The sequence below is a fragment of the Rhizobium sp. CCGE531 genome (genome assembly GCF_003627795.1).
GTDB lineage: Bacteria > Pseudomonadota > Alphaproteobacteria > Rhizobiales > Rhizobiaceae > Rhizobium.
Window position 1 is genome coordinate 1,696,998 of record NZ_CP032684.1, and the last position, 25,823, is coordinate 1,722,820.

Annotated in this window: 24 protein-coding genes; 20 read left to right on the plus strand and 4 right to left on the minus strand. The window is 61.1% G+C overall.

Annotation, left to right across the window (positions count from 1 at the left end; all coding sequences use genetic code 11):
* The first annotated feature begins 517 nt into the window (after nt 1-517).
* Nucleotides 518-1,321: an exopolysaccharide production regulator ExoR gene (gene exoR / locus CCGE531_RS08370; protein ID WP_120663753.1), complete on the plus strand. Its 804-nt coding sequence runs from the start codon at nt 518-520 to the stop codon at nt 1,319-1,321.
* A gap of 74 nt (nt 1,322-1,395) precedes the next feature.
* Here the strand turns inward: exoR and xth are convergent, their stop codons facing one another.
* On the minus strand, nt 1,396-2,187 hold the full coding sequence (gene xth, locus CCGE531_RS08375) for an exodeoxyribonuclease III (protein WP_120663754.1): 792 nt from the start codon (nt 2,185-2,187) through the stop codon (nt 1,396-1,398).
* A gap of 178 nt (nt 2,188-2,365) precedes the next feature.
* Nucleotides 2,366-2,698: an iron-sulfur cluster insertion protein ErpA gene (erpA, locus tag CCGE531_RS08380; protein ID WP_120663755.1), complete on the minus strand. Its 333-nt coding sequence runs from the start codon at nt 2,696-2,698 to the stop codon at nt 2,366-2,368.
* Between the two features lie 307 nt (nt 2,699-3,005).
* Here erpA and CCGE531_RS08385 point away from each other — a divergent pair, with 307 nt between their 5' ends.
* The 14 genes from CCGE531_RS08385 (at nt 3,006) to CCGE531_RS08450 (ending at nt 18,285) form a co-directional block, all read left to right on the plus strand.
* Entirely contained in the window at nt 3,006-4,223 is a 1,218-nt protein-coding gene (locus CCGE531_RS08385; protein WP_120663756.1) for a deoxyguanosinetriphosphate triphosphohydrolase, read from the plus strand.
* Nucleotides 4,224-4,278: 55 nt separating this feature from the next.
* Nucleotides 4,279-6,039 carry an arginine--tRNA ligase gene (gene argS / locus CCGE531_RS08390; RefSeq protein ID WP_120666620.1) on the plus strand — a complete coding sequence of 587 codons (1,761 nt, stop codon included), beginning with the start codon at nt 4,279-4,281 and terminating at the stop codon, nt 6,037-6,039.
* A gap of 61 nt (nt 6,040-6,100) precedes the next feature.
* Nucleotides 6,101-8,791 (plus strand): SPOR domain-containing protein, encoded by a 2,691-nt coding sequence (locus CCGE531_RS08395; protein WP_120663757.1) that lies wholly within the window; start codon nt 6,101-6,103, stop codon nt 8,789-8,791.
* A gap of 126 nt (nt 8,792-8,917) precedes the next feature.
* A complete protein-coding gene (gene nagZ, locus CCGE531_RS08400) occupies nt 8,918-9,931 on the plus strand; it encodes a beta-N-acetylhexosaminidase (RefSeq protein WP_120666622.1) in 1,014 nt (337 codons plus the stop codon).
* A gap of 70 nt (nt 9,932-10,001) precedes the next feature.
* The gene (locus tag CCGE531_RS08405; RefSeq protein ID WP_120666624.1) at nt 10,002-10,799 is read left to right on the plus strand and encodes a ScpA family protein; all 798 of its coding nucleotides are present in this window, start codon (nt 10,002-10,004) and stop codon (nt 10,797-10,799) included.
* A gap of 37 nt (nt 10,800-10,836) precedes the next feature.
* The gene (scpB, locus tag CCGE531_RS08410; protein WP_120666626.1) at nt 10,837-11,529 is read left to right on the plus strand and encodes an SMC-Scp complex subunit ScpB; all 693 of its coding nucleotides are present in this window, start codon (nt 10,837-10,839) and stop codon (nt 11,527-11,529) included.
* Between the two features lie 33 nt (nt 11,530-11,562).
* Nucleotides 11,563-11,754 (plus strand): hypothetical protein, encoded by a 192-nt coding sequence (locus tag CCGE531_RS08415; RefSeq protein WP_120663758.1) that lies wholly within the window; start codon nt 11,563-11,565, stop codon nt 11,752-11,754.
* Between the two features lie 55 nt (nt 11,755-11,809).
* Entirely contained in the window at nt 11,810-12,025 is a 216-nt protein-coding gene (locus CCGE531_RS08420; protein WP_120663759.1) for a twin-arginine translocase TatA/TatE family subunit, read from the plus strand.
* 55 nt (nt 12,026-12,080) lie between these two features.
* On the plus strand, nt 12,081-12,782 hold the full coding sequence (gene tatB, locus CCGE531_RS08425) for a Sec-independent protein translocase protein TatB (RefSeq protein WP_120663760.1): 702 nt from the start codon (nt 12,081-12,083) through the stop codon (nt 12,780-12,782).
* The gene (gene tatC / locus CCGE531_RS08430) at nt 12,779-13,606 is read left to right on the plus strand and encodes a twin-arginine translocase subunit TatC (protein ID WP_120663761.1); all 828 of its coding nucleotides are present in this window, start codon (nt 12,779-12,781) and stop codon (nt 13,604-13,606) included. The genes tatB and tatC overlap by 4 nt, the downstream gene beginning before the upstream one ends.
* Nucleotides 13,607-13,705: 99 nt before the next feature.
* Nucleotides 13,706-14,989 carry a serine--tRNA ligase gene (gene serS / locus CCGE531_RS08435; RefSeq protein WP_120663762.1) on the plus strand — a complete coding sequence of 428 codons (1,284 nt, stop codon included), beginning with the start codon at nt 13,706-13,708 and terminating at the stop codon, nt 14,987-14,989.
* Nucleotides 14,990-15,004: 15 nt separating this feature from the next.
* Entirely contained in the window at nt 15,005-15,769 is a 765-nt protein-coding gene (gene surE / locus CCGE531_RS08440) for a 5'/3'-nucleotidase SurE (RefSeq protein ID WP_120663763.1), read from the plus strand.
* A gap of 4 nt (nt 15,770-15,773) precedes the next feature.
* A complete protein-coding gene (locus CCGE531_RS08445) occupies nt 15,774-16,427 on the plus strand; it encodes a protein-L-isoaspartate(D-aspartate) O-methyltransferase (protein WP_120663764.1) in 654 nt (217 codons plus the stop codon).
* Between the two features lie 169 nt (nt 16,428-16,596).
* The gene (locus CCGE531_RS08450) at nt 16,597-18,285 is read left to right on the plus strand and encodes a peptidoglycan DD-metalloendopeptidase family protein (RefSeq protein WP_120663765.1); all 1,689 of its coding nucleotides are present in this window, start codon (nt 16,597-16,599) and stop codon (nt 18,283-18,285) included.
* A gap of 78 nt (nt 18,286-18,363) precedes the next feature.
* On the opposite strand, the gene CCGE531_RS08455 is transcribed toward CCGE531_RS08450, so the two are convergent.
* On the minus strand, nt 18,364-19,236 hold the full coding sequence (locus CCGE531_RS08455; protein ID WP_120666627.1) for an ATP-binding protein: 873 nt from the start codon (nt 19,234-19,236) through the stop codon (nt 18,364-18,366).
* Nucleotides 19,237-19,442: 206 nt separating this feature from the next.
* On the opposite strand from CCGE531_RS08455, the gene yajC reads away from it, so the two are divergent.
* The 5 genes from yajC to CCGE531_RS08480 all read left to right on the plus strand — a co-directional run bounded on the left by yajC (nt 19,443) and on the right by CCGE531_RS08480 (nt 24,302).
* Nucleotides 19,443-19,790 carry a preprotein translocase subunit YajC gene (gene yajC, locus CCGE531_RS08460; RefSeq protein ID WP_120663766.1) on the plus strand — a complete coding sequence of 116 codons (348 nt, stop codon included), beginning with the start codon at nt 19,443-19,445 and terminating at the stop codon, nt 19,788-19,790.
* Nucleotides 19,791-19,949: 159 nt separating this feature from the next.
* A complete protein-coding gene (secDF, locus tag CCGE531_RS08465) occupies nt 19,950-22,493 on the plus strand; it encodes a protein translocase subunit SecDF (protein ID WP_120663767.1) in 2,544 nt (847 codons plus the stop codon).
* A 4-nt stretch (nt 22,494-22,497) separates the two neighbouring features.
* On the plus strand, nt 22,498-22,884 hold the full coding sequence (locus tag CCGE531_RS08470) for an Mth938-like domain-containing protein (protein WP_120663768.1): 387 nt from the start codon (nt 22,498-22,500) through the stop codon (nt 22,882-22,884).
* Between the two features lie 17 nt (nt 22,885-22,901).
* Entirely contained in the window at nt 22,902-23,762 is an 861-nt protein-coding gene (locus CCGE531_RS08475; RefSeq protein ID WP_120663769.1) for a phytoene/squalene synthase family protein, read from the plus strand.
* 78 nt (nt 23,763-23,840) lie between these two features.
* Complete coding sequence (locus CCGE531_RS08480; protein ID WP_120663770.1) at nt 23,841-24,302, plus strand: hypothetical protein; 462 nt, start codon at nt 23,841-23,843, stop codon at nt 24,300-24,302.
* Nucleotides 24,303-24,324: 22 nt separating this feature from the next.
* Here the strand turns inward: CCGE531_RS08480 and trmFO are convergent, their stop codons facing one another.
* Entirely contained in the window at nt 24,325-25,761 is a 1,437-nt protein-coding gene (gene trmFO / locus CCGE531_RS08485; protein ID WP_120666629.1) for a methylenetetrahydrofolate--tRNA-(uracil(54)-C(5))-methyltransferase (FADH(2)-oxidizing) TrmFO, read from the minus strand.
* Between the last annotated feature and the right edge of the window lie 62 nt (nt 25,762-25,823).

Consider the following 25,823-nt stretch of genomic DNA (forward strand, 5'->3'; position numbering starts at 1 on the left):
AAATTTTTGTGATGAATTAGCAACACTCTATTTCAAGACATTGCAGCCACCTGATCAGATTACAATTTGTCCATTTCCCGCCACAAATGGGGAGCAGCGATTACGTGGGCACAGGGGTTAGCCTTGTAGAAAGTGCGTAAACGATCGATGGGTGAACTTCCACTTTGGCATAAGCAACAATCCCGGATCGGAGCAGTGATGCTTCCGATGCAGTGGAAAAGTCTTTGTCCGCCAAAGGAAGCCGTTAGCCCGACGACGTTCGATCTCACTCCTCGGCAAGCGATTGGGAGCGCTGGTTCGGCGATGGGATACGATAACGGCCGCACAAATGCTGGTTTGGACATAATTGCAAGCTACGATCGCAATTGTGGCAAACAGCCTCGGTTGAATGCCATGGGAACCTTCCTTGCAAAGGATGATCCAGTCTCATGCGCCATCAGGGAAAACATTCGCGAATCTGACGGCGTGCATGCAAGCGCCGTGACAGGCCCGAATGGAGCGAAAGAAATCGACTGTTATGTTTAAGTCCGAGTTCATATCAGCGAGAGTCATGATGCTCAGCCTGTCCCTCGCCACGGCAGTGGCGCTGGCGGGTCAAGCCAAGGCATTCGATATCACTGCCGGCGTCACCAAGGAATCGGGTCCGTTCGACCTCTTCAAGTTCGGCTTCAAGGCCTACAAGAACGGGCAGAAGGAGGAGGCGGTCGAAGCCTATCGCTACGCCGCCGAAAAGGGCCATACCGGCTCGCGCTGGGCTCTCGCCAACATGTATGCCGATGGCGACGGCGTTACGCAGAGCGATTTCGAAGCTTTCAAGATCTATAGCGAGATCGCCCAGCAGGGCGTCGAGCCCGGCTCGGAAGATACCGGCTTCTTTATCAACGCGCTGCTCGCTCTAGCCAGCTACTACAAGACCGGCATTACCAACAGCCCGGTCAAGATCGATCTGAACCAGGCTCGCCAGCTCTATTTCCAGGTCGCTTCGACCTTCGGCGTTCCCGAGGCGCAGTTCCAGTTGGCGCAGATGATGCTCTCCGGCGAGGGCGGTGCCACCAATGTGCAGCAGGCCAAGAAGTGGCTGAACCAGGCGCGCAAGAGCGGTCACCCGGGCGCCATGTCCGTCTTCGGCAATATCCTGTTCCAGGAAGGTCAATCCATCCGGGGCCTCGCCTTCATGACCGCGGCATTGGATAAGTGCAAGCCGAAGGACTGCAGCTGGATGGAAGACCTGCAGGAGAAGGCATTTTCTGTTGCCAATGAGAACGACCGTCGCGTGGCGGTCTCCATGGCCCATCAGCTTGACGTCGCCGGCTCCGATTGACGCCGGCTTGAATTGGGTCGCGTTCGCTTGAATGCCGCGGGACTGCAGCCGATCCGTTTTGTTTCGGTCGGCGTTTAGTTGCCGAAATCGAGATGCGCGATGACGGGCACGTGGTCGGAAGGCTTTTCCCAGGCGCGCACATGCTTCTCGATCGCCGTCGCGGTGAGCCGATCGGCCGCCTCCGGCGAGAGCATCAGGTGATCAATCCGGATGCCATTGTTCTTCGGCCAGGCGCCGGCCTGGTAATCCCAGAATGAGTAAAGCTTCACTGCATCCGTCGTGGCGCGCACAGCATCCGTAAAGCCGAGATGTTCGAGCTGACGGAAAGACTGGCGCGTTTGCGGCAGGAACAGCGCATCGCTCTCCCAGACCTTCGGATCGAAGCAGTCATGCGGCTCCGGAATGACATTGTAGTCGCCGGCGAGGACCAGAGGCTCCTCAAGGGCCAGTCGATCCGACGCGAATTTGCGTAGGCGCTCCATCCAGCCAAGTTTGTAGGGATATTTCTCGGTATCGACCGGATTGCCGTTCGGCAGATAGAGGCAGCAGACGCGCAGGGCGCCATGCCCGGGCACGGAAAACACTGCTTCCATGAAGCGGGACTGTTCGTCGCCATCGTCGCCGGGCAGTCCCCGCGTCACTTCATCCGGCTTGATCTTGGAGAGAATGGCGACACCATTGAAGCCTTTCTGCCCGTGGGTCTCGACATGATAGCCGAGCGCCTCCACCTCCAGCCGCGGAAAACCTTCGTCGACGGTCTTGATCTCCTGCAGGCAGGCGATGTCCGGGTTCGAATCCTTCAGCCACTGGCAGAGGTTCTCGATACGCGCTTTGACGCCGTTGATGTTCCAGGTGGCGATTTTCATGGGTAGCTCATTCCCTTTGCTTCGCCCCGTTGTATCCGCAGCCGAGGGGCTTGACTACAGCCCATATGAAAACCGGCCCGGAGCGATGGCTTCAGGCCGGCGATCAAACTGTGGAAAAGCGCGTAGCGGTTTTCCGTCCGGAATTGCGAGAAAACAAAGAGCCGGAACGGTTCAGGGATCAGACCGAGAAACTCGTGCCGCAGCCGCAGCTTGCGACCGCGTTCGGATTCTTGATCTGGAAGGATTGGCCGAGCAGGTTGTCGACAAAATCGATCTCGGAACCCGCCATATAGACCAGCGACAATTGATCGATCAGCACGGTGGCATTGCCCTTTTCGACGACGATATCATCATCTTCCGGGCCTTCGACGAGATCGAATTTATAGGAAAAGCCGGAACAGCCGCCGCCTTCGACGGCAACGCGAAGCGCGCGTTTGCCGGCGTCCGCGCCGACGATCGCAGCGATTCGCTTTGCAGCGGCGTCGGATAGGGTAACGTTAGTCTCAGTCATGCTTTCCTCCTGCCGGGGTCAAGATCCGGAGAGAACCAAATAGGCCGCCGAACTTTCAAACGGCTGATATCCATAGCCTTTATCATGAAAGTCAGGCCGGTGACAGCTCTGGTTTCGTGGTTGAGCCACACACCGTTTTGCTGTTTTCTTATCTATAGGTATGAAGGCTGCAATGCGGCGTCAATGGGTCACCGCTTCGCGATGGGATCGTATATTCCGATCTGCAGGCAACGCCCTGGCCGGGTATGATGAAACGACCTTCGCGTCTGTGGTGATGCGGGGGACCAAATGCCGGAATGGATTGATAATGACGATCGATACGCATGCATTGGGTTTTGGATATGGCGAGAAGGCGGTCTATGCGACGGACCCCTGGGCATCGCGCGGAAGGCTCTATGACGAGGGGTCGAGCCCGACGCGCTCCGAATTCCAGCGCGATCGTGACCGGATCGTCCACACGACCGCTTTCCGGCGCCTGAAGCACAAGACGCAGGTCTTCATCGCCCAGGACGGCGATCATTACCGCACCCGGCTGACGCATACGATCGAGGTGGCGCAGATCGCGCGCGCCCTGGCGCGTGCCTTGAAGCTGGATGAAGACCTGGCGGAAGGCGTGGCGCTGGTTCACGATTTCGGCCACACGCCCTTCGGCCATACCGGCGAGGATGCGTTGCACGACATGCTGCTGCCCTATGGCGGCTTCGATCACAACGCGCAGTCGCTCCGCATCGTGACGAAGCTCGAGCGCCGCTATGCCGATTTCGATGGGCTCAATCTCACTTGGGAAACGCTCGAAGGCCTGGTCAAGCACAATGGTCCGCTCATGACGCCTGACGGCAAGGGCATTCGCGGGCCGGTGCCGCAGCCGATCCTCGACTATTGCGAGATCCACGATCTCGAAATCGCGACTTTTGCCAGCCTCGAAGCGCAGGTTGCCGCGATTGCCGACGATATCGCCTATAACACGCACGACATCGACGACGGCCTGCGCTCTGGCTATCTGACGTTCGATATGCTGGAGGAGGTGCCGTTTCTCGCGGGGCTGATGGCCGAGGTGAGGGCGCGCTATCCGCATCTGGAGCCGAGCCGCTTCACGCACGAGATCATGCGCCGCCAGATCACCCGTATGGTCGAGGACGTCATTGCCGTTTCTCAGCAGGCGCTTGCCGAAATCAAGCCGGGGAATGTCGCCGACATCCGTGGCGCCGGCCGCATCGTCGCGACCTTCTCGCCGGAGATGGCCGAAACCGACAGACTGATCAAGCAGATGCTGTTCAAGCGCATCTATCGCCATCCCGACATCATGCGCATCCGTGCCGGCGCGGCGCAGATCGTAACGGACCTCTTCCACGCCTATATGGAAAATCCCAAGGAGATGCAGAGCCATTACTGGGTGGATCATATCGCCGGGCTTGCGATTGCTCCCAAGGCAAGGCACGTCGGCGACTATCTGGCCGGCATGACCGACACCTACGCCATCACCGCCCACAAGCGTCTGTTTGACCAGACTCCCGATTTGCGGTAGGCAGCGGCGGCGTCGGGCCGATAGCGGCCCGCCCAAGCTATGCGTGGACGATATCATGAACCTTTTCACCGACTTCGAAGTAAGAATTAAGAACGCTCTCGAGCAAATTGATATTGTGAGAGAAAAGCGATCGGAACTCGACTTCGGACGTATCGGCGTGGAGCCGCCGCGAGACGCCAGCCATGGCGATGTCGCCACCAATGCGGCCATGGTGCTGTCCAAGCCGCTGGGCTCGAATCCGCGCGCTCTTGCCGAGATTATCGTTGCCAAGCTGAAGGAGGACGCCGACGTCGCCGAGGTTTCGGTTGCCGGTCCGGGCTTCATCAATATCCGCCTTTCGGTCGGCTATTGGCAGCGGCTGCTGGCGACGATGATCTCCGAGGGCGAGAAATTCGGCCGCTCGAAGCTCGGTGCGGGGCAGAAGGTCAACGTCGAATACGTTTCGGCCAACCCGACCGGGCCGATGCATGTCGGCCATTGCCGCGGCGCCGTCGTCGGCGATGCGCTGGCAAACCTGCTGGCCTTCTCCGGCTATGAGGTTACCAAGGAATACTACATCAACGATGCCGGTTCGCAGATCGACGTGCTGGCGCGCTCGGTCTTCATTCGTTATCGCGAAGCGCTTGGCGAGCAGGTCGGCGAGATCCCGTCGGGTCTCTACCCTGGCGACTACCTGGTTCCCGTCGGCGAGGCGCTCGCCAAGGAATTCGGCACCAGGCTGCGCGGCATGCCGGAAGAGCAATGGCTTCCCATCATCAAGGATCGCGCCATCGACGCGATGATGGCGATGATCAAGGAAGACTTGGAGGCGTTGAACGTCAAACATGGCGTGTTCTTTTCCGAACGCACCCTGCATGCCAATGGCGCCGCACTGATCCGCACCGCGATCAATGACCTGACCTTCAAGGGCTATGTCTACAAGGGTGCGCTGCCGCCGCCGAAGGGGCAGTTGCCGGAAGATTGGGAAGATCGCGAGCAGACGCTCTTCCGCTCGACCGAAGTGGGCGACGATATCGACCGCCCTCTGATCAAGTCGGACGGTTCCTATACGTACTTTGCCGCCGACGTCGCCTATTTCAAGAACAAGTTCGACCGCGGCTTCAACGAGATGATCTATGTTCTCGGTGCCGACCATGGCGGCTACGTCAAGCGCCTGGAAGCAGTCGCGCGCGGCGTTTCCGATGGCGCGGCAAAGCTGACAGTGCTTCTATGCCAGCTCGTCAAGCTGTATCGTAACGGCGAGCCGGTGAAGATGTCGAAGCGCTCGGGCGATTTCGTCACGCTGCGCGAAGTCGTCGATGAAGTCGGCCGCGACTCCGTGCGTTTCATGATGCTTTACCGGAAGAATTCCGAGCCTCTGGACTTCGATTTTGCCAAGGTCACCGAGCAGTCGAAGGACAATCCGGTCTTCTACGTGCAGTATGCGCATGCCCGCTGCATGTCGGTCTTCCGTCAGGCCAAGGAAGCCTTCCCGGATATCGATATCGCCTCGCTCGATCTGTCAAAGGCTGTCGTCGGCGCGATCTCAGATCCGGCCGAATTGCAGCTGGTCGCCAAGATTGCGGAATTCCCGCGAATCGTCGAAGCTGCAGCACAGTCGCAAGAGCCGCATCGCATCGCATTTTACCTTTACGATCTGGCAAGTTCCTTCCATGGACACTGGAATAAAGGTAAAGATTTACCTGAATTACGATTTGTTAACGATAAGAACCGAGAATTGAGCATTGCCAGACTTGGGCTGGTGTACGCTGTCGCGTCGGTTTTGAAGTCAGGTCTTGGTATAACCGGGACCGCAGCACCGGACGAAATGCGATAAACGTCACCATTTACCCACATTGCGCTGGCATTAATTGTAGTGTTTGCGAGTGGAACGGGTGATGGCAGAAAAACAGTTGGCGTATCGCGCAAGCGGAAACGACGAGTTCTTTGCGGATGATGATCCGCTCGCAGAACTCGCTCGTATCGTAGGTTTCGAGCCGCACCCCGCTGCTCAGGCAACTCCTGCGGCTCAACGGCAGGAGCCGGCCTTCAATCTCGAAGACGAGCTTCTTCGCGAATTCGAGCGGTACGATACACCGCGAATGAGCCCGGCAAATGACATTTCCGTCCCGACGGAGCCGGTATCTCCTCCAAGCCAGGCTCAGTCGCCGGGTCCCGTCGAGCCGGTGCGGGCCGAGCCTAAATTTGAGGAGCCTGCCCAGCAGGTTGCGGCTCCCGTCAAGCCGACGATCGGCGCTCGTGACCTGATCGACGAGCTGGAGATGTCGATTGCGCCTGCTTTGCAGTCGACGCCGAAAGCTGCGCCCATCGAGCCGCCGGCGGCAGCTCCAGTCGCCAAGACGCCGCAATCCGCTGCTGCCACGATGCGGCTGCCGATAGCCAATTTCACGCTTGCAACCCCGGTTGCGCCGCGTGAGCAGCCGGCGCCTTTCATTGCGCCGCCGGCACCGCAAGCAGCTCCCGCCGAAGCAATGTTCGACGAGGTGCCAGATTTTGAGCAGCTTGGCCCTGTCGAGCCTTTCAGCGCTCAAGAACCGGCTTCGCAGCCCGTAGCGCCTCAGCCAGCTCCGGCCGTCTTCAAGGCACCTGAGCCGCCAAAGGTTGCCAAGGCCGATCCCGCTGCGCTTGCAGCCGAGATCGATGCCCTGCTGGCCGATGTAAATCGATATCCCGTCCCTTCCAGGGCCGCTACGCCAGCTGAGCCGGCCTTCGGCGATTTCAGCGTTTCGTTTGACGAGCAGTCGATAGCGCCGGCCGCTTCTGCGGTTGCACCGTCGCCTCAACAGCCGATCGCCTTCGATACGGAAGATCCGTTTGCCGGTCAGGATTTCGAATTCGATCTCGCCGATATCGAGATGGAACTTGCCGGTCTCGATTTCGCCGAAGCCGAGAAAGCTCCTGCTGCCCGGCAGCCGGCTCCGGTTATCGAGCCGATCATTTCCCGCGCAACGCCGGTTATGCCGGCGCCGGTCGCTCCTGCGGCTGCCGTCGTGGCGCCGCAGCCGATCCAAGCCGCGCCGATGCCGGTCGTGCCTGTTGCTCACAAGGCAGCCCCGGCGTTCGAGGCCGAACAGGCATTGCCTTTCGATCCGACGGAAATCTCCGAGACAGAGGATCGTGTCGAGACTTTTGAAGGCTCGCACGTTCCGCATCTGCCGCCGATCGAGCCGGAAGAGCCGGTCGTCGTTCCACCGGAATATGATTTCGATCTCGATTCCGAGATGGCGAGCCTTCTGGGTACGCCGGCCAAGGAAGCGGCATCTGAGCCGATCAAGTCGGCTGCCGCCGCCGTGCTCGGAGGTGCCGCCGTTGCGGCTTCCTGGTCGAAGAATGCGGCTGCCCAGCCTGCCGCAGCCGCCGCCAAGCAGCCCATCGAGGAATTCGACGAGTTCGAGCGCGCGCTGGAAGAAGACTTCCGCCGCAGCTACCGCGAAGCGTCCAGCCCAGTCGAGAACGTCGCCAGGATGACGCTGAACCCGGCCGCCGGTGGCCGCCGGCCTGCGCGCTCGGTGCGCGGCATGGCGACCGCTGCCGCCGTCATCGTGGTTCTCGGCGCCGGCGCCTATGGCGCCTATAGCTGGATCCGCCATGGCGCGCCGATCTCTAGCTTCTCCGGCGAGCCGCGTGTGATTGCCGCCGATAGCGACCCTGTAAAGGTCGCTCCGGAAAATCCGGGCGGCACCGTAGTCCCGAATCAGGACAAGGCCGTGTACGACCGCGTCGCGGGCGACAGCACTGCGGCGCCGAAGCAGAAGGCGCTCGTCTCCTCGAACGAGCAGCCTGTCGACGTCGTGCAGAAGACCCTGATCCCCGAAGCGGTGTCTCCGGATGACGGCAGCGCCGATCAGGTCACGTCGACGCCCGTCGGCGAAACCGAGGATCCGCGCTTATTGCCCAACCAGAACGGCGGGAACACCAATGTCGCTGCCAATGGCGACGATCAGGTACCGGCTGTTTCGCCGCGCAAGGTGCGCACGATGATCGTCAAGCCGGATGGCTCGCTGGTTCCGCGTGACGAGCCGGCCGCCGATACGACGACGACCGCCGTAGCCAAGCCGGCGAACAACCCGGTCGCATCGACCCCTTCGCGTCCGTCTCCGGCTAATACCCAGCCGACGGCTCAGGCCAATAATGGCGATGCCGCCAGCGCCGAAAGCACGCCGATCCGCGTCGTCAAGACGAACCCGGTTCCGACGGCACGCCCCGAGCCCGCGAAGACAGCCTCGGCCGCTCCGGCACAGGATGCGCAGCCGAAGGTTCAGCCGAAGCAGGTTGCCGCTGCGGCCCCGGCGGCTGTTCCGGCTTCGACCTCTGCCGCAAGCAGCGGCGCTTACGGCGTGCAGATCGCCTCTCTGCCGACGGAAGCCGACGCACAGAAGTCTCAGGCAAACCTCAAGGTTAAGTTCGCCGGCGTCATCGGCAATCATCCGCTTGAGATCCGCAAGGCCGATATCGCCGGCAAGGGCACCTACTATCGCGTCCGCGTCGTCGCCGGCTCGAAGGATGAAGCCGCGGCCATCTGCACGCGCTATCGCGCCGCCGGCGGCACCTGCCTGATCTCGAAGTAAGGATCGGACACGAAACTGATGAAAACGGCGGGCATCGGCTCGCCGTTTTCGTTTGAAATGCGCTGTTCTTGTGTATCTGCGCTTGACCTCACTCGCATTTCCCGGCGCAAGCCTTATGATTCGGGTATGACCGAATCGAAATCCATGATCCTTGGCTGTAGCGGCCACTCCCTCACGCCCGAAGAGCGATCCTTCTATCAGGGGGAGCAGCCGTGGGGTTTCATCCTGTTCGGACGCAATATTTCCGAGCCGGCACAGATCGCCGATCTCGTTGCGTCCCTGCGTGACAGCGTCGGGCGCAACGCTCCGGTCTTCATCGATCAGGAGGGCGGCAGGGTGCAGCGCATCCGTCCGCCGATCCTGCCGCATTACCCCTCGGGACAGGCGCTGGGTGACATCTACCGTCAGGATCGCGGACGCGGCCTGCGCGCCGCATGGCTGATGTCGAGGCTGCATGCTTTCGATTTGCTGAAGTTCGGGATCAATGTCGATTGCCTGCCCGTGCTGGACGTGCCAGTCGAGGGGTCGAGCAATGTCATCGGCAATCGCGCTTACGGCAGCGATCCGGTGACGGTGACGGAGATGGGACGCGCGGCGGCCGACGGTTTGAAGGCCGGCGGTGTGCTGCCCGTCATGAAGCATATGCCAGGTCACGGGCGCGGCTTCGCGGATTCGCATCATGAACTGCCCGTCGTCTCGGCGCCGCGTGCCGAGCTCGAGGCACATGATTTCGCGCCCTTCGCAGCACTCAAGGACGAGCTGATGGCAATGACGTGCCACGTCGTCTTCAGCGATATCGATCCGAACAACCCCGCCACGACCTCGCGCAAGGTGATCGAGGAGATCATCCGCGGCCATATCGGCTTCCAGGGGCTGCTCCTGTCGGACGATACCTCGATGAATGCCCTCAAGGGTACGATCGGCGAGCGCGCGGCAAATATCATTGCCGGCGGATGCGATATCGTGCTGCATTGTAATGGGGTTATGGAGGAGATGCTGCAGGTCGTGCGCAATGTTCCCGCCCTGGCGGGTGCATCGCTGGCAAGAGCCAACGCGGTCGAGGCGGCATTCGGAAAGAACGACGGTGCCGACGAAGCTGCGGTTCGCGCAGAATTCGACGCGATGTTCGCAGTGGCGTAAACCGGGCTTCGAGGAATTGACGGGTGACAAGGTGAGCGGCACGGAAAAGCTTCAGCAGGCGGCAACGCCGATGGACAAGCTCTGGCAGCAGGGCGAGGCACAACGCGGCCTGCATGAGCCGTCTCTGGTCGTCGACCTTGCCGGCTTCGAAGGGCCGCTCGATCTGCTGCTGCATCTGGCGCGCACCCAGAAGGTCGATCTGTCCCGCATTTCCGTGCTGGCGCTTGCCGAGCAATATCTCCAGTTCATCGAAAGCGCCCGGCGCATTCGCATCGAACTCGCGGCCGATTATCTCGTCATGGCCGCATGGCTCGCATATCTGAAATCCAAGCTGCTGATCCCGCAGCAAAGCAAGGAAGACGGCCCGACGGGCGAGGAAATGGCGGCGACGCTCGCCTTCCGCCTGAAGCGGCTGGAAGCGATGCGCGACGCGGCAACCGGCCTCGTCAATCGCAATCGTCTCGGCCGGGATTTCTTGGCGCGCGGCGCGCCGGAACATATTCCGGACCGGCGCCAATCCGCCTTCGATGCCAGCCTCTATGATCTTCTGACGGCCTATGCCAGCCTGCGTCAGCGTCAGGCCGTGACGCAGGTTACGATAGAGAAGCGCCGCGTCTGGTCGCTCGCCGATGCTCGCGTCATTCTCGACCGCATGATCGGCGAGATCACCGATTGGACCGCATTGGAACATTACCTGCTGAGTTACATGACGACTGCCAGCGATCGCGTAACGGCCATCGCCAGCGCGTTTGCGGCTTCGCTCGAACTGGTGCGCGAGGGGCAGCTGGAAATTCGCCAGGAAGGCGCGTTTCAACCGCTCTATATGCGGCGCGGGCCGAAGCATTCGTCGCTGGAAGCAGCGGAATAGGACAGGGACGAGCGTGATCGAGCCAGACGACGAGCATATGGAACTCGAGGCGGAAACGCTTCAGATCGACGAGCGCCGGTTGAGCGAGGCCGAGCGGATCGCCGAAGCGCTGGTCTTCGCCTCGGCCCAACCGGTCTCGGAGGCCTTCATCGCCGAGCGCGTGGCGCAGGGCGTCGATATTCCCGCCGTCATGCGGAAGCTCAAGGCCGATTACGCCATGCGCGGCGTCAATCTTGTTCAGATAGATGGAGCCTGGGCCTTCCGTACGGCCGCGGATCTCTCCTTCGTGATCCGGCGCGACGAGAGCGAGGTGCGCAAGCTGTCGCGCGCTGCACTGGAGGTGCTGGCCATCATCGCCTATCACCAGCCGGTGACGCGCGCGGAGATCGAAGACATCAGGGGCGTGCAGACCTCCAGGGGCACGCTCGACGTGCTGATGGAGGCCGGCTGGGTTCGCTTCCGTGGCCGCCGCCGCACGCCGGGGCGGCCGGTCACGCTCGGCACGACGCGCGATTTCCTCGATCATTTCGGCCTGGAAGAGCTGCGCGACCTGCCCGGTCTCGAAGAATTGAAGGGGGCAGGGCTGCTGTCAGGCCGGATTCCCGCCAATTTCAACATCCCGTCGCCCTTGATGAACGACGAGCTTACGGAAGACGAGGATCCGATTACCCAGATGGATCTGGAAGAGCTTGGGATCCTGCCGCCGAGCGGTGAGAGCTCCGGCGACTGATCCCATGGGCTGACCCCGGAATGGCCCCCAGGAATGACCCGCGGACGTGGTTGTATTTCCATCGATGGATTTTCGCTGAATTTCCGGCCAAGTCTCTCTTTTGCCATCAGCGGATGCGAATATGAAAATCATCCTCTCGATTTGGAGACGTTTGGTGGCGGTTGGTCGCCTGCATGGACGTTCATCATCCTGATATGCGTGGATGCGCTGCATTTTGTTGTTTGAAAAACATCCGCAAACGTCTTACATCGGGAAGACACTGTAATTGGGAGTTAAAGCAATGGGTTCTCTAAGCATATGGCACTGGCTCATCGTCCTCGCCATCGCGCTTTTGTTGTTCGGCCGTGGAAAGATCCCGGAGCTGATGGGTGATGTCGCCAAGGGCATCAAGAGCTTCAAGAAGGGCATGAACGACGACGAAGATACTTCGGCGCAGCCGACATCCGCGACGACGACGTCCCGCACGGTCGAGCATAAGGCTGACGAAACGAAGTAATCATGTCGGGCGAACGCCAAGCTGAGAGGTTTGCCGTTGGCCCAGGAGCCTTTGCATGTTCGATATAGGCTGGTCCGAGCTGGTGATTATTGCCGTCGTGGCCTTGGTGGTGATCGGCCCCAAGGAATTGCCGGCGACCCTGCGGACAATCGGCAAGATGACGGCCCGAGCCAGGAAGGTCGCTGGCGAATTCCGCGCTCAATTTGATGAAGCCATGCGCGAGGCGGAGCTGGACGACGTGCGCCAGACGATCGCCGACGCCCAGAAGCTCAATCCGGTCAACTCGCTGCGGGAGGCGATGAACCCGCTGCGCGAGATGGGCAACGAGATAAAGGCCGATCTGCAACGCGCGGCAACGCCGGATCAGGCCGCCGCAACCTCGACTCCTTTGCCAGCCGAGCCCGTGCCCGGCGTTTCGGCTGGCTTGCCGGAAGCGCTTGCGGCTACGTCCGCGCCGAGCAATCCGGCCTTGGTCGCCGCGCCCGCTCCGCAGCCATCAGCTGTTGCAGGCGAAGCGGCGGCAGGTGCAGCCGTTGCGAAGCCGAAGGCCGTACGCAAGCCGCGTCCGAAGCTGGTTGCCAAGGTCGATGATGTTGCGGCTGCCGTCGTTCAGACGCCCGTCGTTACGGAAAAACCGAAGCGTGCCCCGCGCAAGGTCGCGACCGCCGTTGCAGCTAAGACGCCTCCAGCTCCCAGGACGCGCGCTGTAGCCAGCAAGGCGGCGCCTAAAACGCCCAAGAAGAAGGACCAGGCATGACGGGTGATATCGATGATAAGCCGCAGCCGCTTATCGAACACCTTATGGAATTGCGCACGCGGCTTATCTGGTCGATCGTGGCCTTCTTCATTGCCTTCATCGGATGCTTTGCAGTGGCAAAGCATCTCTTCAACTACCTGGTCTATCCCTATAAATGGGCGGTCGAATGGGCTCATCTCGATCTTTCCAAGGCCGAGCTGATCTATACGGCCCCGCAGGAGTTCTTCTTCACCCAGGTAAAGGTCGCCATGTTCGGCGCCCTGGTGATTTCATTCCCGATCATCGCCGCGCAGATCTACAAATTCGTGGCGCCGGGCCTCTACAAGAATGAACGTTCTGCTTTTCTTCCGTTCCTGATCGCATCGCCGGTTCTGTTTCTGATGGGTGCGGCACTCGTCTACTTCTTCTTCACTCCGATGGTGATGTGGTTCTTCCTGAAGATGCAGCAGGCGCCGGCCGATGGTCAGGTGGGCATCGCGCTGTTGCCGAAGGTTTCGGAATATCTGAGCCTGATCATGACACTGGTCTTTTCTTTCGGCCTTGTCTTCCAGCTTCCCGTCATCACGACGCTGCTTGCGCGCGTCGGCCTGCTGACCTCGACCTGGCTGGCGGAAAAGCGCAAGTTCGCGATCGTTTTCGCTTTCATCGTTGCCGCTGTGCTGACGCCGCCGGATCCGATGTCCCAGATCGGCCTTGCACTGCCGACAATCCTTCTCTACGAGATTTCCATCTACGCGGCGCGACTCGTGGAACGCCAGCGTACCCGGCAAGCGCTTGATGAGAGTGGCGGGGCTTCCGAGATCACCAAGACGGACGACGTCTAGGCGAGGAAGGCTTAGCCTTATTTCCCAGGTATTGCCGTTTCGACCTCCGACCGAAACCTCGGTCGGAGTTGTACTCATGTCAAACGACCTGGAACGAAAATGCTTGATATCAGATGGATTCGTGAGAATGCCGAGGCTTTCGATGCGGCGCTTGCCAAGCGCGGCGCGGAGCCCCAGTCGCAAAGCCTCATCTCGCTCGATGAGAAGCGCCGCTCCGTCGTTCAGTCCGTCCAGGATATGCAATCCCGCCGCAATGCCGCCTCCAAGGAGATCGGCGCGGCGATGGCACAGAAGAACAGCGAGCTTGCCGAGAAGCTGAAGGCCGAGGTCGCCGACATCAAGACCTCGCTTCCGGCGGCCGAAGAGCAAGAGCGCACGCTGACGGCCGAGCTCCATGATGCGCTGTCGCGCATCCCGAACATCCCGCTCGAAGACGTGCCCGTTGGCAAGGATGAGCACGACAACGTCGTCAAGCACGCCTGGGGCTCCAAGCCCACTTGGAACCACCAGCCAAAAGAGCATTTCGAGATCGGCGAAGAGCTCGGCTACATGGATTTCGAGCGCGCGGCGAAACTGTCCGGCTCGCGCTTTACGGTGCTGACCTCGCAGCTCGCTCGGCTGGAGCGGGCGCTCGGCCAGTTCATGCTCGATCTGCATACCAGTGGGCATGGCTATACTGAGGTCAGCGCGCCGCTGATGGTGCGTGACGAAGCCATGTTCGGCACCGGCCAGCTGCCGAAATTTTCCGAGGATTCCTTCAGGACCACGGACGGTCGCTGGCTGATCCCGACGGCGGAGGTTTCGCTGACCAATCTCGTTTCCGGCGAGATCCTTGATCAAGAAAAACTTCCGTTGCGCTTCACTGCGTTGACCCCGTCCTTCCGCTCCGAAGCAGGCTCCGCCGGACGCGACACGCGCGGCATGCTGCGCCAGCACCAGTTCTGGAAGTGCGAGCTGGTTTCGATCACCGATGCCGAAAGCTCCATTGCCGAGCACGAGCGGATGACGGCCTGTGCTGAAGAAGTGCTGAAGCGCCTCGGCCTGCACTATCGCGTCATGACGCTTTCGACCGGTGACATGGGTTTCGGCGCGCGCAAGACCTATGACCTCGAAGTCTGGCTGCCGGGGCAGGATACCTATCGCGAGATTTCGTCCTGCTCGGTCTGCGGTGATTTCCAGGCCCGGCGCATGAATGCGCGCTATCGCGGCAAGGACGACAGGAACACCAAATTCGTTCACACGCTGAACGGCTCCGGCACCGCAGTCGGCCGCTGCCTGATTGCCGTTCTCGAGAATTATCTCAATGCCGATGGTTCCGTCACTGTTCCGGACGCACTGCTGCCATATATGGGTGGTGTGAAGAGGATCGAGAAAGCGGCATAATCGAGCGGTGGGGCGATGCGTATTCTTCTGACCAACGATGACGGTATTCATGCCGAAGGGCTGGCTGCGTTGGAGCGTATCGCCCGCACTTTGTCTGATGATGTCTGGGTTGTTGCACCCGAGACGGATCAGAGCGGCCTTGCACATTCGCTGAGCCTTTCCGAGCCGTTGCGCATGCGCAAGGTCTCCGACAAGCACTTTGCGCTCAGGGGAACACCGACCGATTGCATCATCATGGCGATCCGGCAGGTTCTGGACGGCAAGCCGGATCTGGTGCTCTCGGGCGTCAACTCCGGCTCGAACGTCGCCGACGACGTAACCTATTCCGGAACCATCGCCGGTGCGATCGAAGGCACGCTGCAGGGCGTGCGCTCCTTTGCGCTGAGCCAGGCCTATGTCTATGAAAACGGCGCGCGCGTCGTGCCCTGGGAAGTGGCCGAGACACATGCTCCGGCCTTGCTCGGCAAGCTCATGGATGTCGATCTGCCCAATGGGACCTTCCTCAATCTCAACTTTCCGAATTGCCCTCCCGACGAAGTGGCAGGGGCGGAAGTGACGGCGCAGGGCAATCTCGCCTTCAATGTGCAGGTCGAGGAGCGGGCCGACGGCCGCGGCTTCCCTTATTATTGGCTTCGCTTCGGCGAACGCAGTGGTATCTTCCGTCCGGGGACCGATATTCAGGCGCTGAAACAAAATCGTATTTCGGTAACGCCTTTGAAACTCGATCTGACGGATTATTCGGCGCAAGACCGCGTGGCGCGGGCGCTCGGTATGGAGTAGCGGATTGACACCTCGTTTGGTGGAGAAGGAAGGCTTTGCGGCCGTGGTTTTGCGGCTACGGGCAGAAGGCATATTGGATATCGATCTGATGACGGCGGTCGAGCAGACGCCGCGCCTGCCTTTCGTGCCGCCGCAATTTACCGATGATGCCTATTCCGGCCGCACGATTCCGATCGATTGCGGTTCCTTCATGGAGGGCATCGATCTGGTCGTGCGCATTCTCCACAGCCTGAAGATCAAGCCGGGACACCGCGTTCTCGAAATTGGAACGGGGAGCGGTTTCACCGCCGCCGTCATGGGGCGAATCGTCGAGCGTGTTCTGACGATCGACCGCTACAAGACACTGACCACATCGGCGCAGCAGCGCATGGATGCGCTCGGGCTGCGCAATGTCGTCATCCGTCAGGCGGATGGCAGCGCCGGTCTGCCGGGCGAGGGCACCTTCGACCGTATCCTGGTCACCACCGCATTTCCGACCATGCCGCGCTTCTATGCCGAGCAGCTGGTATCGGGCGGATCGATGATCGCGCCGCTGATGGTATCGGACGATATTTGCCGCCTTGTGCGGCTGACGAAGACCGGCAGCCGCTTCGAGCGCGAAGAGCTGTTCGATGTTCCCTATCAGCCCATCGTGCCGATGCTCGCCTCTTATCTCTGAGGCTCAATTCGCGATAATGCCTGTGAAACAAGGCGTCTCGGCGCTGTTCCGTCTTCTATGGTTAGCAATTCCTCAAAAAAACACATGCCGCACCAGTGCTTTAACCGCATGGTAAGATTAACGCGCTTTAATCGACCCATAATCGGTTGCGTCTCAAGTGGGTCGAGTCATGGGTTTCAGTCTTTCTTCGAACTTCGGTAAATCGGCAGGGAAAGTCCTGGTGGCCATTCTTCTGGCGAGCACCGCGACGGCTTGTAGCTCAGATACGACCCGGTTCAGCGGGCTCTTCAACAAGACGGACAATGTGACGACCGGTTCGATCAATCGGCGCAGCTTGAATGGTCCGAATGGCGATCCGGTGCCGCGCGCCGATGTCGCCCAGGCCGGTGGTTACGGCCAGCAGGACTATTCGCAGCAGAGCGCACCGGTAGCGCAACCCTACCCGAACTCGCCGGCTCGCTATAATCCGTCCTATTCCAGCGCGCGTGCATCCACCGCACCCGTTGCAATTCAGCGCACCGAACTTGCTCCTCCCGGCGCCTCCGGCAGCGCCGCTCGCCCCCGTGGTGGTTCGCGTGCCGAAACCGAGGCGCTTGCCCAGCCGTTCCCGGCATCGCACAACAATAACGGCTCGCGCGCAGCACCGGCTCTCGCACCCGATGCGATGTCGACCGGTACGATCAAGACGGCGGCCGCGCCTGAAATGTCTCCGGGCTGGACCACTGTCAACGCGCCAAGCGTGACGCTGCGCCAGGGCGAAAGCGTCGCGCTTCTGTCGCGCCGCTACGGCGTTCCGGAAAAGGAAATTCTGCGCGCCAACGGCCTGCGTAGCGGTGCCGGCGCCCAGCCCGGCCAGCAGATCATCATCCCGACGATGAATGGCGCTGGCGCCTCGAGCCCGGCCAAGATGGCTTCCGAAGCAACGGATCTTTCCAAGGGCGGCAAGATGCCGGCCCCGGCCAAGGCGCCGCAGCAGGAAGCCCTCGCACTGCCTTCCGGCAACCAGATGCGCGGCAAGTCCCAGGCCGGCCTTGCCGATCCCAATAAACTTGCCGCCGGCAATGGCAAGGGCCCGACCCCGAAGGGCGCCTACGTCGTCAAGCCGGGTGATTCGCTGGCAAGAATTGCCAAGGAAAGCGGCGTCACCGTCGCCGAACTGAAGCGTGCGAACAATATGCAGGCCGGCGACAGCATCCGGATCGGTCAGGCGCTGGCTCTGCCGCATGGCGCCGTTGCCGCAGACCCGGTCAAGACCGCTTCCATCGAGCCGCAGAAGGTTTCGGTGAAGCCCGGTGCCGCGCCGGTCGCAGCGCCGAAGCAGGCCGCCGCCGAACCGATCGCAAAGCAGGCCCCCAAGGCTGTCGCCCATGCGGATACGGCAGCCGATGCCAAGCCGCAGGCGGTCGCCTCCGCTTCCCCGAGCCAGTCCATCAACGATGCCGCCAAGTCGGATGCGCAGGCCGATGCGCCGGAAGCAACCGGCATCGGCAAGTTTCGCTGGCCGGTTCGCGGTGCCGTGGTCGCCGGCTACGGCTCCAACGTCAACGGCAGCCGCAACGACGGTATCGACATTTCCGTTCCCGAGGGCACGCCCGTCAAGGCCGCCGAAAACGGTGTCGTCATCTATGCCGGCAACGGCCTGAAGGAGCTTGGCAACACGGTTCTGGTCCGTCACGACGACGGTACGGTCACCGTCTACGGCCATGCCGACGCGCTCAGCGTTACCCGCGGCCAGAAGGTTCAGCGCGGCCAGACGCTGGCAACGTCCGGTATGAGCGGCAATGTCAGCCAGCCGCAGCTGCACTTCGAAGTCCGCAAGAATTCGGCTCCGGTCAACCCAATGACGTTCCTTGAATAGGTAGTGCGTCTCAAGGACTCTGCAAAAAGCCCGGTCAGTGCCGGGCTTTTTGTCGTTCATGGCCTGGTTGATTGAAGATCAGTCCCGTTCCAGCACGATGCGCTGCCGCCCGGCGAGATCCTGGATATATTGCCACGCGACGCGGCCGGAGCGGGCGCCGCGGGTCGTTGCCCATTCAAGCGCTTCGTGATGCATCTGGGCGCGATCGAGCTCGAGCTTGAAGTGGTCGGCATAGGCGTCGATCATCTGCAGGTAATCTTCCTGGCTGCACTTGTGGAAGCCGAGCCAAAGGCCGAAGCGGTCGGAGAGCGAAACCTTCTCCTCCACGGCCTCGGAGGGATTGATCGCCGTCGACTGTTCGTTCTCCATCATATGCCGCGGCAGGAGGTGGCGGCGATTTGACGTCGCGTAGAACAGCACATTATCAGGCCGTCCCTCGACGCCGCCGTCCAGCGCCGCCTTGAGGGACTTGTAAGCTGTGTCGTCGTGATCGAAGGAGAGGTCGTCGCAGAAGATGATGATGCGATGCGGTGCGGATTTCAGGATGTCGAGCAGCACCGGCAGCGACGAGATATCTTCGCGGTGCACTTCGATCAGCTTCAGCGAAATGCCGGTCGAGCGGCGCACGTCTTCATGCACGGCCTTGACGAGCGACGATTTGCCCATGCCGCGCGCGCCCCAGAGCAGGACGTTGTTGGCGGCAAAGCCGTCGGCGAAACGCAAAGTGTTTTCATGCAGGATGTCGCGCACATGGTCGACGCCGCGAATGAGCGTGAGCGCCACGCGGTTCGGCCGCGGAACCGGCTGCAGATGGAGCCGGGCGGGAGCCCAGACGAAACAGTCGGCGGCATTCCAGTCGTTGACGGCCGGAGCCGGCCCGGCGAGGCGTTCGAGCGCGTCGGCGAGGCGGCGGACTTCGGCAAGGATCAGGGTGTTTTGATCTTCAGTCACCGTTTCCTCCTGAATATTGAACAAGAAAGTCGTAAAATGCGCGCGCTGTCTTGCCGGGTATCATGCTCCTTCGGGGGGTGAAAGGCTAACAGACCGGGAAAACGGTACGGTTGGCGGCTGTTTTTGTTGCAATCGTCATGCGCCTAACTATATTCCGGCCACCTGACGCGGGCCCCGTTCCCGCTCGGAGTTCAAGGGAGTTTTCGATGTTTATCACCAACGCATATGCGCAGAGCGCGACAGATTCGGCCGCGAGCGTCTTCGGCGGGTCCGGCTTTGAAATGATCATCCTGTTTGTGCCGCTGATGGTCGTTTGGTATTTCCTTCTTATTCGTCCGCAGCGCGCTCAGGCGAAGAAGCGTGACGAGATCCTGAAGAACATCCGTCGCGGCGATCAGATCGTTACCAGCGGCATCGTCGGCAAGGTCACCAAGGTCATCGACGAAAAGGAACTGGAAGTCGAAATCGCCGAAGGCGTGCGCATCCGCGTCGTCCGCAGCGCCATTTCGGAAGTTCGCGTCAAGGGTGAGCCGGTCAAGGCAGATGCCGCGTAAGGCACTTGGCTGAAGGCGACGCCCGTCGCCGCTTGCGCATCCTCGAAAATCGGCATCGACTTTCTTGAAGGATTGTGCACAAATTCAAGATGTTACTGCGCCCGTTGCATTTTCTTTTGAAAGCGGGGCGCGGTAGGGAAGCCCTAACTCGAGAGAACGATGCTGCACGTCTCCTGGTGGAAGACCGCCCTGATCTGGTTCGTCGTTCTCTTGAGCGTGCTTCTGGCCGCTCCGAACCTGCTTGGCGAGCGCTCGCTTTCATCGCTGCCCGCATGGTGGGCACATCGAAAGGTCGAGCTCGGGCTCGACCTTCGCGGGGGCTCTCATCTCCTGTTGAGGATAGAGCGAGGCGATGTCGAGAAGGATCGCCTGGAAACCATTGTCGGCGATATCGCGACACGGTTGCGCACCGTCAATGTTGGCTATTCCGGCCTGACCGGCACCGGCCGCAAGATTCAGCTTCGCATCAATGATCCCGCACAGGTTCAAGCCGCTCTGACGGCATTGCAGCCGCTGACCACCGGATCCGACAAGCCGGCCGTCGCTCTGTCGCAGGGCGAAAACGGCACGATGACGCTCGATATCACCGACGCGGATATCGACCGCCATATAACGTCGGCAATCGCCCGCTCGATCAGGGTCATCCGCGCCCGTATTGCGCAGCTTGGAGTAGGGGAGCCCCAGATCCGCAGGCAAGGCGCCGACCGCATTGTCGTGCAGGTGCCCGACCTCGCCGATGCGCAGCGGCTGAAGAACCTCCTCGGCCAACCCGCCAAGCTCAGCTTCCGCCTCGTCGATCCATCGATGACGGTCCAGGATGCGATGGATAATCACCCGCCCGCCGGATCCGATGTGCTGTTTTCCGAAGACGACCCGCCGGTCGGATATCTCGTGCAGAGGCAACCTCTGCTTTCGAATGTCGATTTTTCCGACGCGGTCTCTGTCACCAACGACCAGAGCGGTGAGGGTACGGTCTCCGTCAAGCTGACGCCGGAGGCCACCCGTCGCTTCGCGCAATCGACCGCAAGCAATCTCGGCAAGGTCATCGTCGTCGTTCTTGATGATCAGGTCATCTCCGCGGCTTCCCTGAAGACGATCATCGCCACTGGCGAGATCGATGTTCCCGGAGATTTCACTGTTCAGGGCGCGCAGGATCTGACCGTCATGATCAAGAGCGGACCGCTGCCCGCGACGTTGACGACGGCCGAGGAACGGACCATCCAACCGGGTCTTGGCGGCGAGACAGCACGCTATGGCGTGATAGCCTGCATCGCAGCCGCGGTCTTCGTCGCGGCCCTGATGATCGGCTTTTATCGTCTGCTCGGTATCATCGCGACCATCGCGCTTCTCATTAATATCGTCATGGTGATCGCAGCCATGGGGCTGCTCGGCATCACGCTGACGCTTCCCGGCGTTGCCGCCATCGTCCTGATCATCGGCATCGGCCTGGATGCGCTGGTGCTGATCTACGAGCGGGTGCGCGAAGAGGAAAAGAAGACCCATCTGCTCGTCGATGCGCTGCGCCATGGTTTCAACCGGGCAGCAGCAACGGTGGCGGATGCCAATCTGACCGTGTTTATCGTTGCGGCCATTCTCTTCTATGCGAGCACAGGCGCAGTGCGCGGCTTTGCCGCCACCCTCATGGTCGGCGTCTTCACCACCTTCTTCACCTCGTGCTTCGTTACCCGGTCGCTGGTAAACATGTGGATATCGCGCCGCAAGCCGCGCACGTTGCTGGTCGGCGTTCGGAGCGGCATTTTCGATAATGCCAATATCCGCTTCATGGGCATCCGCCGTTACACCTTCACGATATCGGCGGCGCTGTCGGTCATCACGCTTGTCGCCTTCGCGACGCTCGGCATGCATCTCGGCATCGATTTCGCCGGCGGATCGATCATCGAGGTCCGCGCCAAGCAGGGTGTTGCCGATGCGGCGGATATTCAATCGCGCCTCGATGCCGTCATTCCAGGCGATGTGCGCGTCGAGCGGCTTGCCGATCGCCTCGGCGCCGTGATTCGCGTCCATGCGCAGGAGGGCGGTGAAAATGCCGAGCAGTCCGCCGTATCCCTGGTGCGGGACGAATTGGGCAAGGATTATAATTTTTCCCGCGTGGAGGTCGTCGGTCCCGCCGTGTCGGGTGAAATCACGACGACTGCCTCCCTTGCCGTTTTGGCGGCGCTAGCAGCAATTCTCATCTACATATGGTTGCGTTTCGAATGGCAGTTTGCCGTCGGCGCAATCATCGCCACGCTGCATGACGTCATTCTGACGCTCGGCCTCTTCGTGCTGAGCGGCATGGAATTCAACATGACCGGCATCGCCGCGATCCTGACCATCGTCGGTTACTCGCTGAACGACACGGTTGTCGTCTACGACCGCATGCGCGAAAACCTGAAGCGCTATTCGCAGATGCCGCTGCCGATCCTGATCGACGCTTCCATCAATCAGACACTATCTCGTACCATTCTGACGTCCGCGACGACGCTCCTGGCGCTCTTCGCGCTCTACATCTTCGGCGGCGAGGTGATCCGTGCCTTCACCTTCGTACTGCTTTTCGGCGTCGCGGTCGGCACTTTTTCGTCGATTTATATTGCAGCGCCGGTGCTGATCCTGTTCAAGCTGCGGCCGGACAAGTTCCAGACCGGCGGCGAAAGCAATGGACCGGCGGCCGGCGATATCCAGTCAGGCAAACCAGCGGTGTGATATAGTGGCTAAAGGAATAGAAATCCGTAGCGCGCATTTTCCGGGGCGCGCACCGATCGACGCTTACGGCAATGGCGGCTTCCGCTTTGCCGACATGTCGCATCGCGGCTCGCTGCTTTGCCTGCCCTCGGGCATTTATGGATGGGATATGCTGCAGGGCGATGCGCTGACACCGGACCGCTTCCAGAAGGTGCTCGATGAAGCTGCCGAGATCGAAGTGCTGCTCGTTGGCACCGGTACGGAACTGCGGCCATTGCCTGCCGAGCTGAAGGCAGCCTTGCGCGCCAGGCAGATTTCGTCCGACCCGATGAGTACCGGCGCTGCCGTGCGCACCTTCAATATCATGCTGTCCGAGTCGCGAGCCGTGGCTGCGGCGCTGATTGCCGTTTGACCTCTGGATCCGTTCGCATGACGACCAAAGCTGCGCTCCGTAGCAACCGGGACATATGCCTTGCAACGCTTCGCGACACCGATCGCGACCGCTATCTCGCCTGCCTGCTGGCGCCGGAAGAGAAGCGTCCGGCGCTTGCCGCGCTCTATGCCTTCAATGCCGAGCTGGCGCGCGTACGGGATCTCGTGCACGAACCGCTGCCCGGTGAAGTGCGCATGCAGTACTGGCGCGATCTTCTCGAAGGGCAGGCCCATGGCTCGAGCGAGGCCAATCCGCTTGCCGCCGAGCTCCTCACCGCGATCGAAGAGTACCGCCTGCCGCGCCAGACGCTGATCGACATGATCGATGCGCGCATTTTCGATCTCTACGACGATCCGATGGAAACGCGCGGCACTTTGGAAGGCTATGCCGGCGAGACGGCTTCGGCGCTGATCCAGCTGGCAAGCCTGGTCTTGTCGGCGGATGAGGCCAAGCGTTCCGCGGATGCCGCCGGTCATGCCGGTGTCGCACAAGCGATTGCCGGGCTGCTGCTGTTGATGCCGCTCCATCGTCATCGCGGCCAGCTTTACCTGCCGCTTGAGATTTTGACGGCAACGGGTCTCGATCGTGATTCCTTCCTTGCTGGCGAGGATAGACCGCGTATTTCAGCGGCGATCGAAGCATTTGCCGGCCTGGGCCGCGAGCATCTTGCCAAGGCGAGGGCGGCGGGAGCCATTTCGCCGGCAGTATTCCCGGCCTTTCTGCCCGTCACCCTGGCAGAACCGGTCTTGAAGCAGGCACCGAAGCTTGGCGCCGGTCTCTTCGATCGATCCCTGGCATTGCCGCAATGGCGCCGGCAGATGCGCATGGCGACGGCGTCGATTACAAAGAAAATCTAAAATACGCCAAGCTCGCGCAAGTCTCGGCCTGTATGGAGAGGGCTGGGCACTTGAATTTGCATTTCCGGGGGAGTTGCCATGGGTATTGTCGTCTGGTGCATATTGTTCGCCATCGTCATCTTCATTGCCTATTACGCGACGCGCATGGCGTCACAGAACAAGGAAGACGGCCTGCACGATACCGGCCTCGCCATTCTGGAATTCGGCCGCGCCTTTCCGACCGAGGCGATACGCCAGCTGCAGACGACGACCGACGGACAAGCGGTCTTCGTGCGGCTGCATGACGACAAAGCGGGCTTCATGCGCAATGTGCGCAATCACTTCAGCGTCCATTTGTTCGAGCCCGGCCGGGCGCATGCCAAGATCTCGGCAACCGGTCGCGGCTTGACCGTCGATTTTCTGGATGCGCCCCACCATAACGGCACGTTCGAATTCAAGACGCCCGCCGAAGCCGCTGAGGTCTCGCTCTGGCTGCTCGGCAATTACGTTGCCGGTGAAGACACCAAGCTGCAGGAGCAGGCATCGCCGGCCAAGGCTTGAAAATCCCGAAAGTTCGAGACGGTCAGGCACTCTCCGCGAGAACCGGTATCTGCACGCCCAGCCATTTCGCGCAGTCACCAAGCGCGCGCTTGGCGATAAGCTGACGCTTCATGATGGTCTTGTCCTTGCCGCGGAAGCGTTTGACGCCCTCCGGCTTGACGATCGATCCCGGCTCCAGCTCCGGGAAAAGCCCGAAATTGATGTTCATCGGCTGGAAAGAGCGCTTGCCCGGCTCTTCGTCCGAGACGATGTGGCCGCCGGTGATGTGGTTCAGCAGCGAACCGAGCGCGGTCGTATCCGGCGGCGGTAATGGCGTTTCGCCCCTGCGTTCAGCGGCAGCGAAGCGGCCGGCGAGCAAGCCGATGCTGGCGCTTTCGACATAGCCTTCGCAGCCGGTGATCTGACCGGCAAAACGCAGGCCCGGCCGGGATTTCAGCACCAGCGAGCGGTCGAGCAGGGTCGGCGAATTGATATAGGTATTGCGGTGCAGGCCGCCGAGGCGCGCGAATTCCGCATTTTCAAGGCCGGGGATCAGCCGGAAGATCTCCGCCTGCGCTCCATATTTCAGCTTCGTCTGGAAGCCGACCATGTTGTAGAGCGTGCCGAGCGCATTGTCCTGGCGCAGCTGCACCACGGCATGGGCCTTGACCGTGGGATTGTGGGCGTTGGTCAGGCCCATCGGTTTCATCGGCCCATGACGCAGGGTTTCGCGTCCGCGCTCCGCCATGACCTCGATCGGCAGGCAGCCGTCGAAATAGGGCGTGCCTTCCCATTCCTTGAAGCCGACGGGATCGCCGGCGATCAACGCATCGAGGAAGGCATTATATTGGGCTTCGTCCATCGGACAGTTGATATAGTCCTTGCCGGTGCCGCCGGGACCGACTTTGTCGTAGCGCGACTGATACCAGCAGATGTCCATGTTGATGCTGTCGCGGTAGACGATCGGCGCGATGGCGTCGAAGAAGGCAAGCGCATCCGCACCTGTTTCCGCCTGGATGGCGCTGGCAAGCCCAGGTGCCGTCAGCGGGCCCGTGGCGATGATCGCCTGGTCCCATTCCTTCGGAGGCAGACCCTGGATTTCCTCGCGGACGACGGTAATCAAGGGATGGCCCGCAATCGCCTGCGTCACCGCTGCGGAAAAGCCATCGCGGTCGACTGCGAGCGCGCCACCGGCCGGCACCTGATGCTTGTCAGCACATGCCATGATGAGGGAGCCCGCCATGCGCATCTCGGCATGGATGACGCCGACGGCATTGCTGGTCGCGTCGTCGGAACGAAACGAATTGGAGCATACCAGTTCGGCAAGATCGTCGCTCTTGTGTGCTTCCGTGCCGCGAACGCCGCGCATCTCATGCAGGATGACGGGTGCGCCGGCGCTGGCGATTTGCCAAGCAGCTTCCGAGCCGGCGAGCCCGCCGCCGATGACGTGGATGGGGGAGTGGGAATTGGTCTGTGTCATGCGCGCGTCATTATCACGAGCGAGGCGGCGATCCAATCGCTTTGCTAAAGCATGTCGCGCAA

What these genes read in the sequence shown, in the direction of transcription:
- exoR (WP_120663753.1), top strand. Translation starts at nt 518, where the DNA reads ATGTTTAAGTCCGAGTTCATATCAGCGAGAGTCATGATGCTCAGCCTG.
- xth (WP_120663754.1), bottom strand. Translation starts at nt 2,187, where the DNA reads ATGAAAATCGCCACCTGGAACATCAACGGCGTCAAAGCGCGTATCGAG.
- erpA (WP_120663755.1), bottom strand. Translation starts at nt 2,698, where the DNA reads ATGACTGAGACTAACGTTACCCTATCCGACGCCGCTGCAAAGCGAATC.
- CCGE531_RS08385 (WP_120663756.1), top strand. Translation starts at nt 3,006, where the DNA reads ATGACGATCGATACGCATGCATTGGGTTTTGGATATGGCGAGAAGGCG.
- argS (WP_120666620.1), top strand. Translation starts at nt 4,279, where the DNA reads ATGAACCTTTTCACCGACTTCGAAGTAAGAATTAAGAACGCTCTCGAG.
- CCGE531_RS08395 (WP_120663757.1), top strand. Translation starts at nt 6,101, where the DNA reads ATGGCAGAAAAACAGTTGGCGTATCGCGCAAGCGGAAACGACGAGTTC.
- nagZ (WP_120666622.1), top strand. Translation starts at nt 8,918, where the DNA reads ATGACCGAATCGAAATCCATGATCCTTGGCTGTAGCGGCCACTCCCTC.
- CCGE531_RS08405 (WP_120666624.1), top strand. Translation starts at nt 10,002, where the DNA reads ATGGACAAGCTCTGGCAGCAGGGCGAGGCACAACGCGGCCTGCATGAG.
- scpB (WP_120666626.1), top strand. Translation starts at nt 10,837, where the DNA reads ATGGAACTCGAGGCGGAAACGCTTCAGATCGACGAGCGCCGGTTGAGC.
- CCGE531_RS08415 (WP_120663758.1), top strand. Translation starts at nt 11,563, where the DNA reads ATGACCCGCGGACGTGGTTGTATTTCCATCGATGGATTTTCGCTGAAT.
- CCGE531_RS08420 (WP_120663759.1), top strand. Translation starts at nt 11,810, where the DNA reads ATGGGTTCTCTAAGCATATGGCACTGGCTCATCGTCCTCGCCATCGCG.
- tatB (WP_120663760.1), top strand. Translation starts at nt 12,081, where the DNA reads ATGTTCGATATAGGCTGGTCCGAGCTGGTGATTATTGCCGTCGTGGCC.
- tatC (WP_120663761.1), top strand. Translation starts at nt 12,779, where the DNA reads ATGACGGGTGATATCGATGATAAGCCGCAGCCGCTTATCGAACACCTT.
- serS (WP_120663762.1), top strand. Translation starts at nt 13,706, where the DNA reads ATGCTTGATATCAGATGGATTCGTGAGAATGCCGAGGCTTTCGATGCG.
- surE (WP_120663763.1), top strand. Translation starts at nt 15,005, where the DNA reads ATGCGTATTCTTCTGACCAACGATGACGGTATTCATGCCGAAGGGCTG.
- CCGE531_RS08450 (WP_120663765.1), top strand. Translation starts at nt 16,597, where the DNA reads ATGGGTTTCAGTCTTTCTTCGAACTTCGGTAAATCGGCAGGGAAAGTC.
- yajC (WP_120663766.1), top strand. Translation starts at nt 19,443, where the DNA reads ATGTTTATCACCAACGCATATGCGCAGAGCGCGACAGATTCGGCCGCG.
- secDF (WP_120663767.1), top strand. Translation starts at nt 19,950, where the DNA reads ATGCTGCACGTCTCCTGGTGGAAGACCGCCCTGATCTGGTTCGTCGTT.
- CCGE531_RS08475 (WP_120663769.1), top strand. Translation starts at nt 22,902, where the DNA reads ATGACGACCAAAGCTGCGCTCCGTAGCAACCGGGACATATGCCTTGCA.
- CCGE531_RS08480 (WP_120663770.1), top strand. Translation starts at nt 23,841, where the DNA reads ATGGGTATTGTCGTCTGGTGCATATTGTTCGCCATCGTCATCTTCATT.
- trmFO (WP_120666629.1), bottom strand. Translation starts at nt 25,761, where the DNA reads ATGACACAGACCAATTCCCACTCCCCCATCCACGTCATCGGCGGCGGG.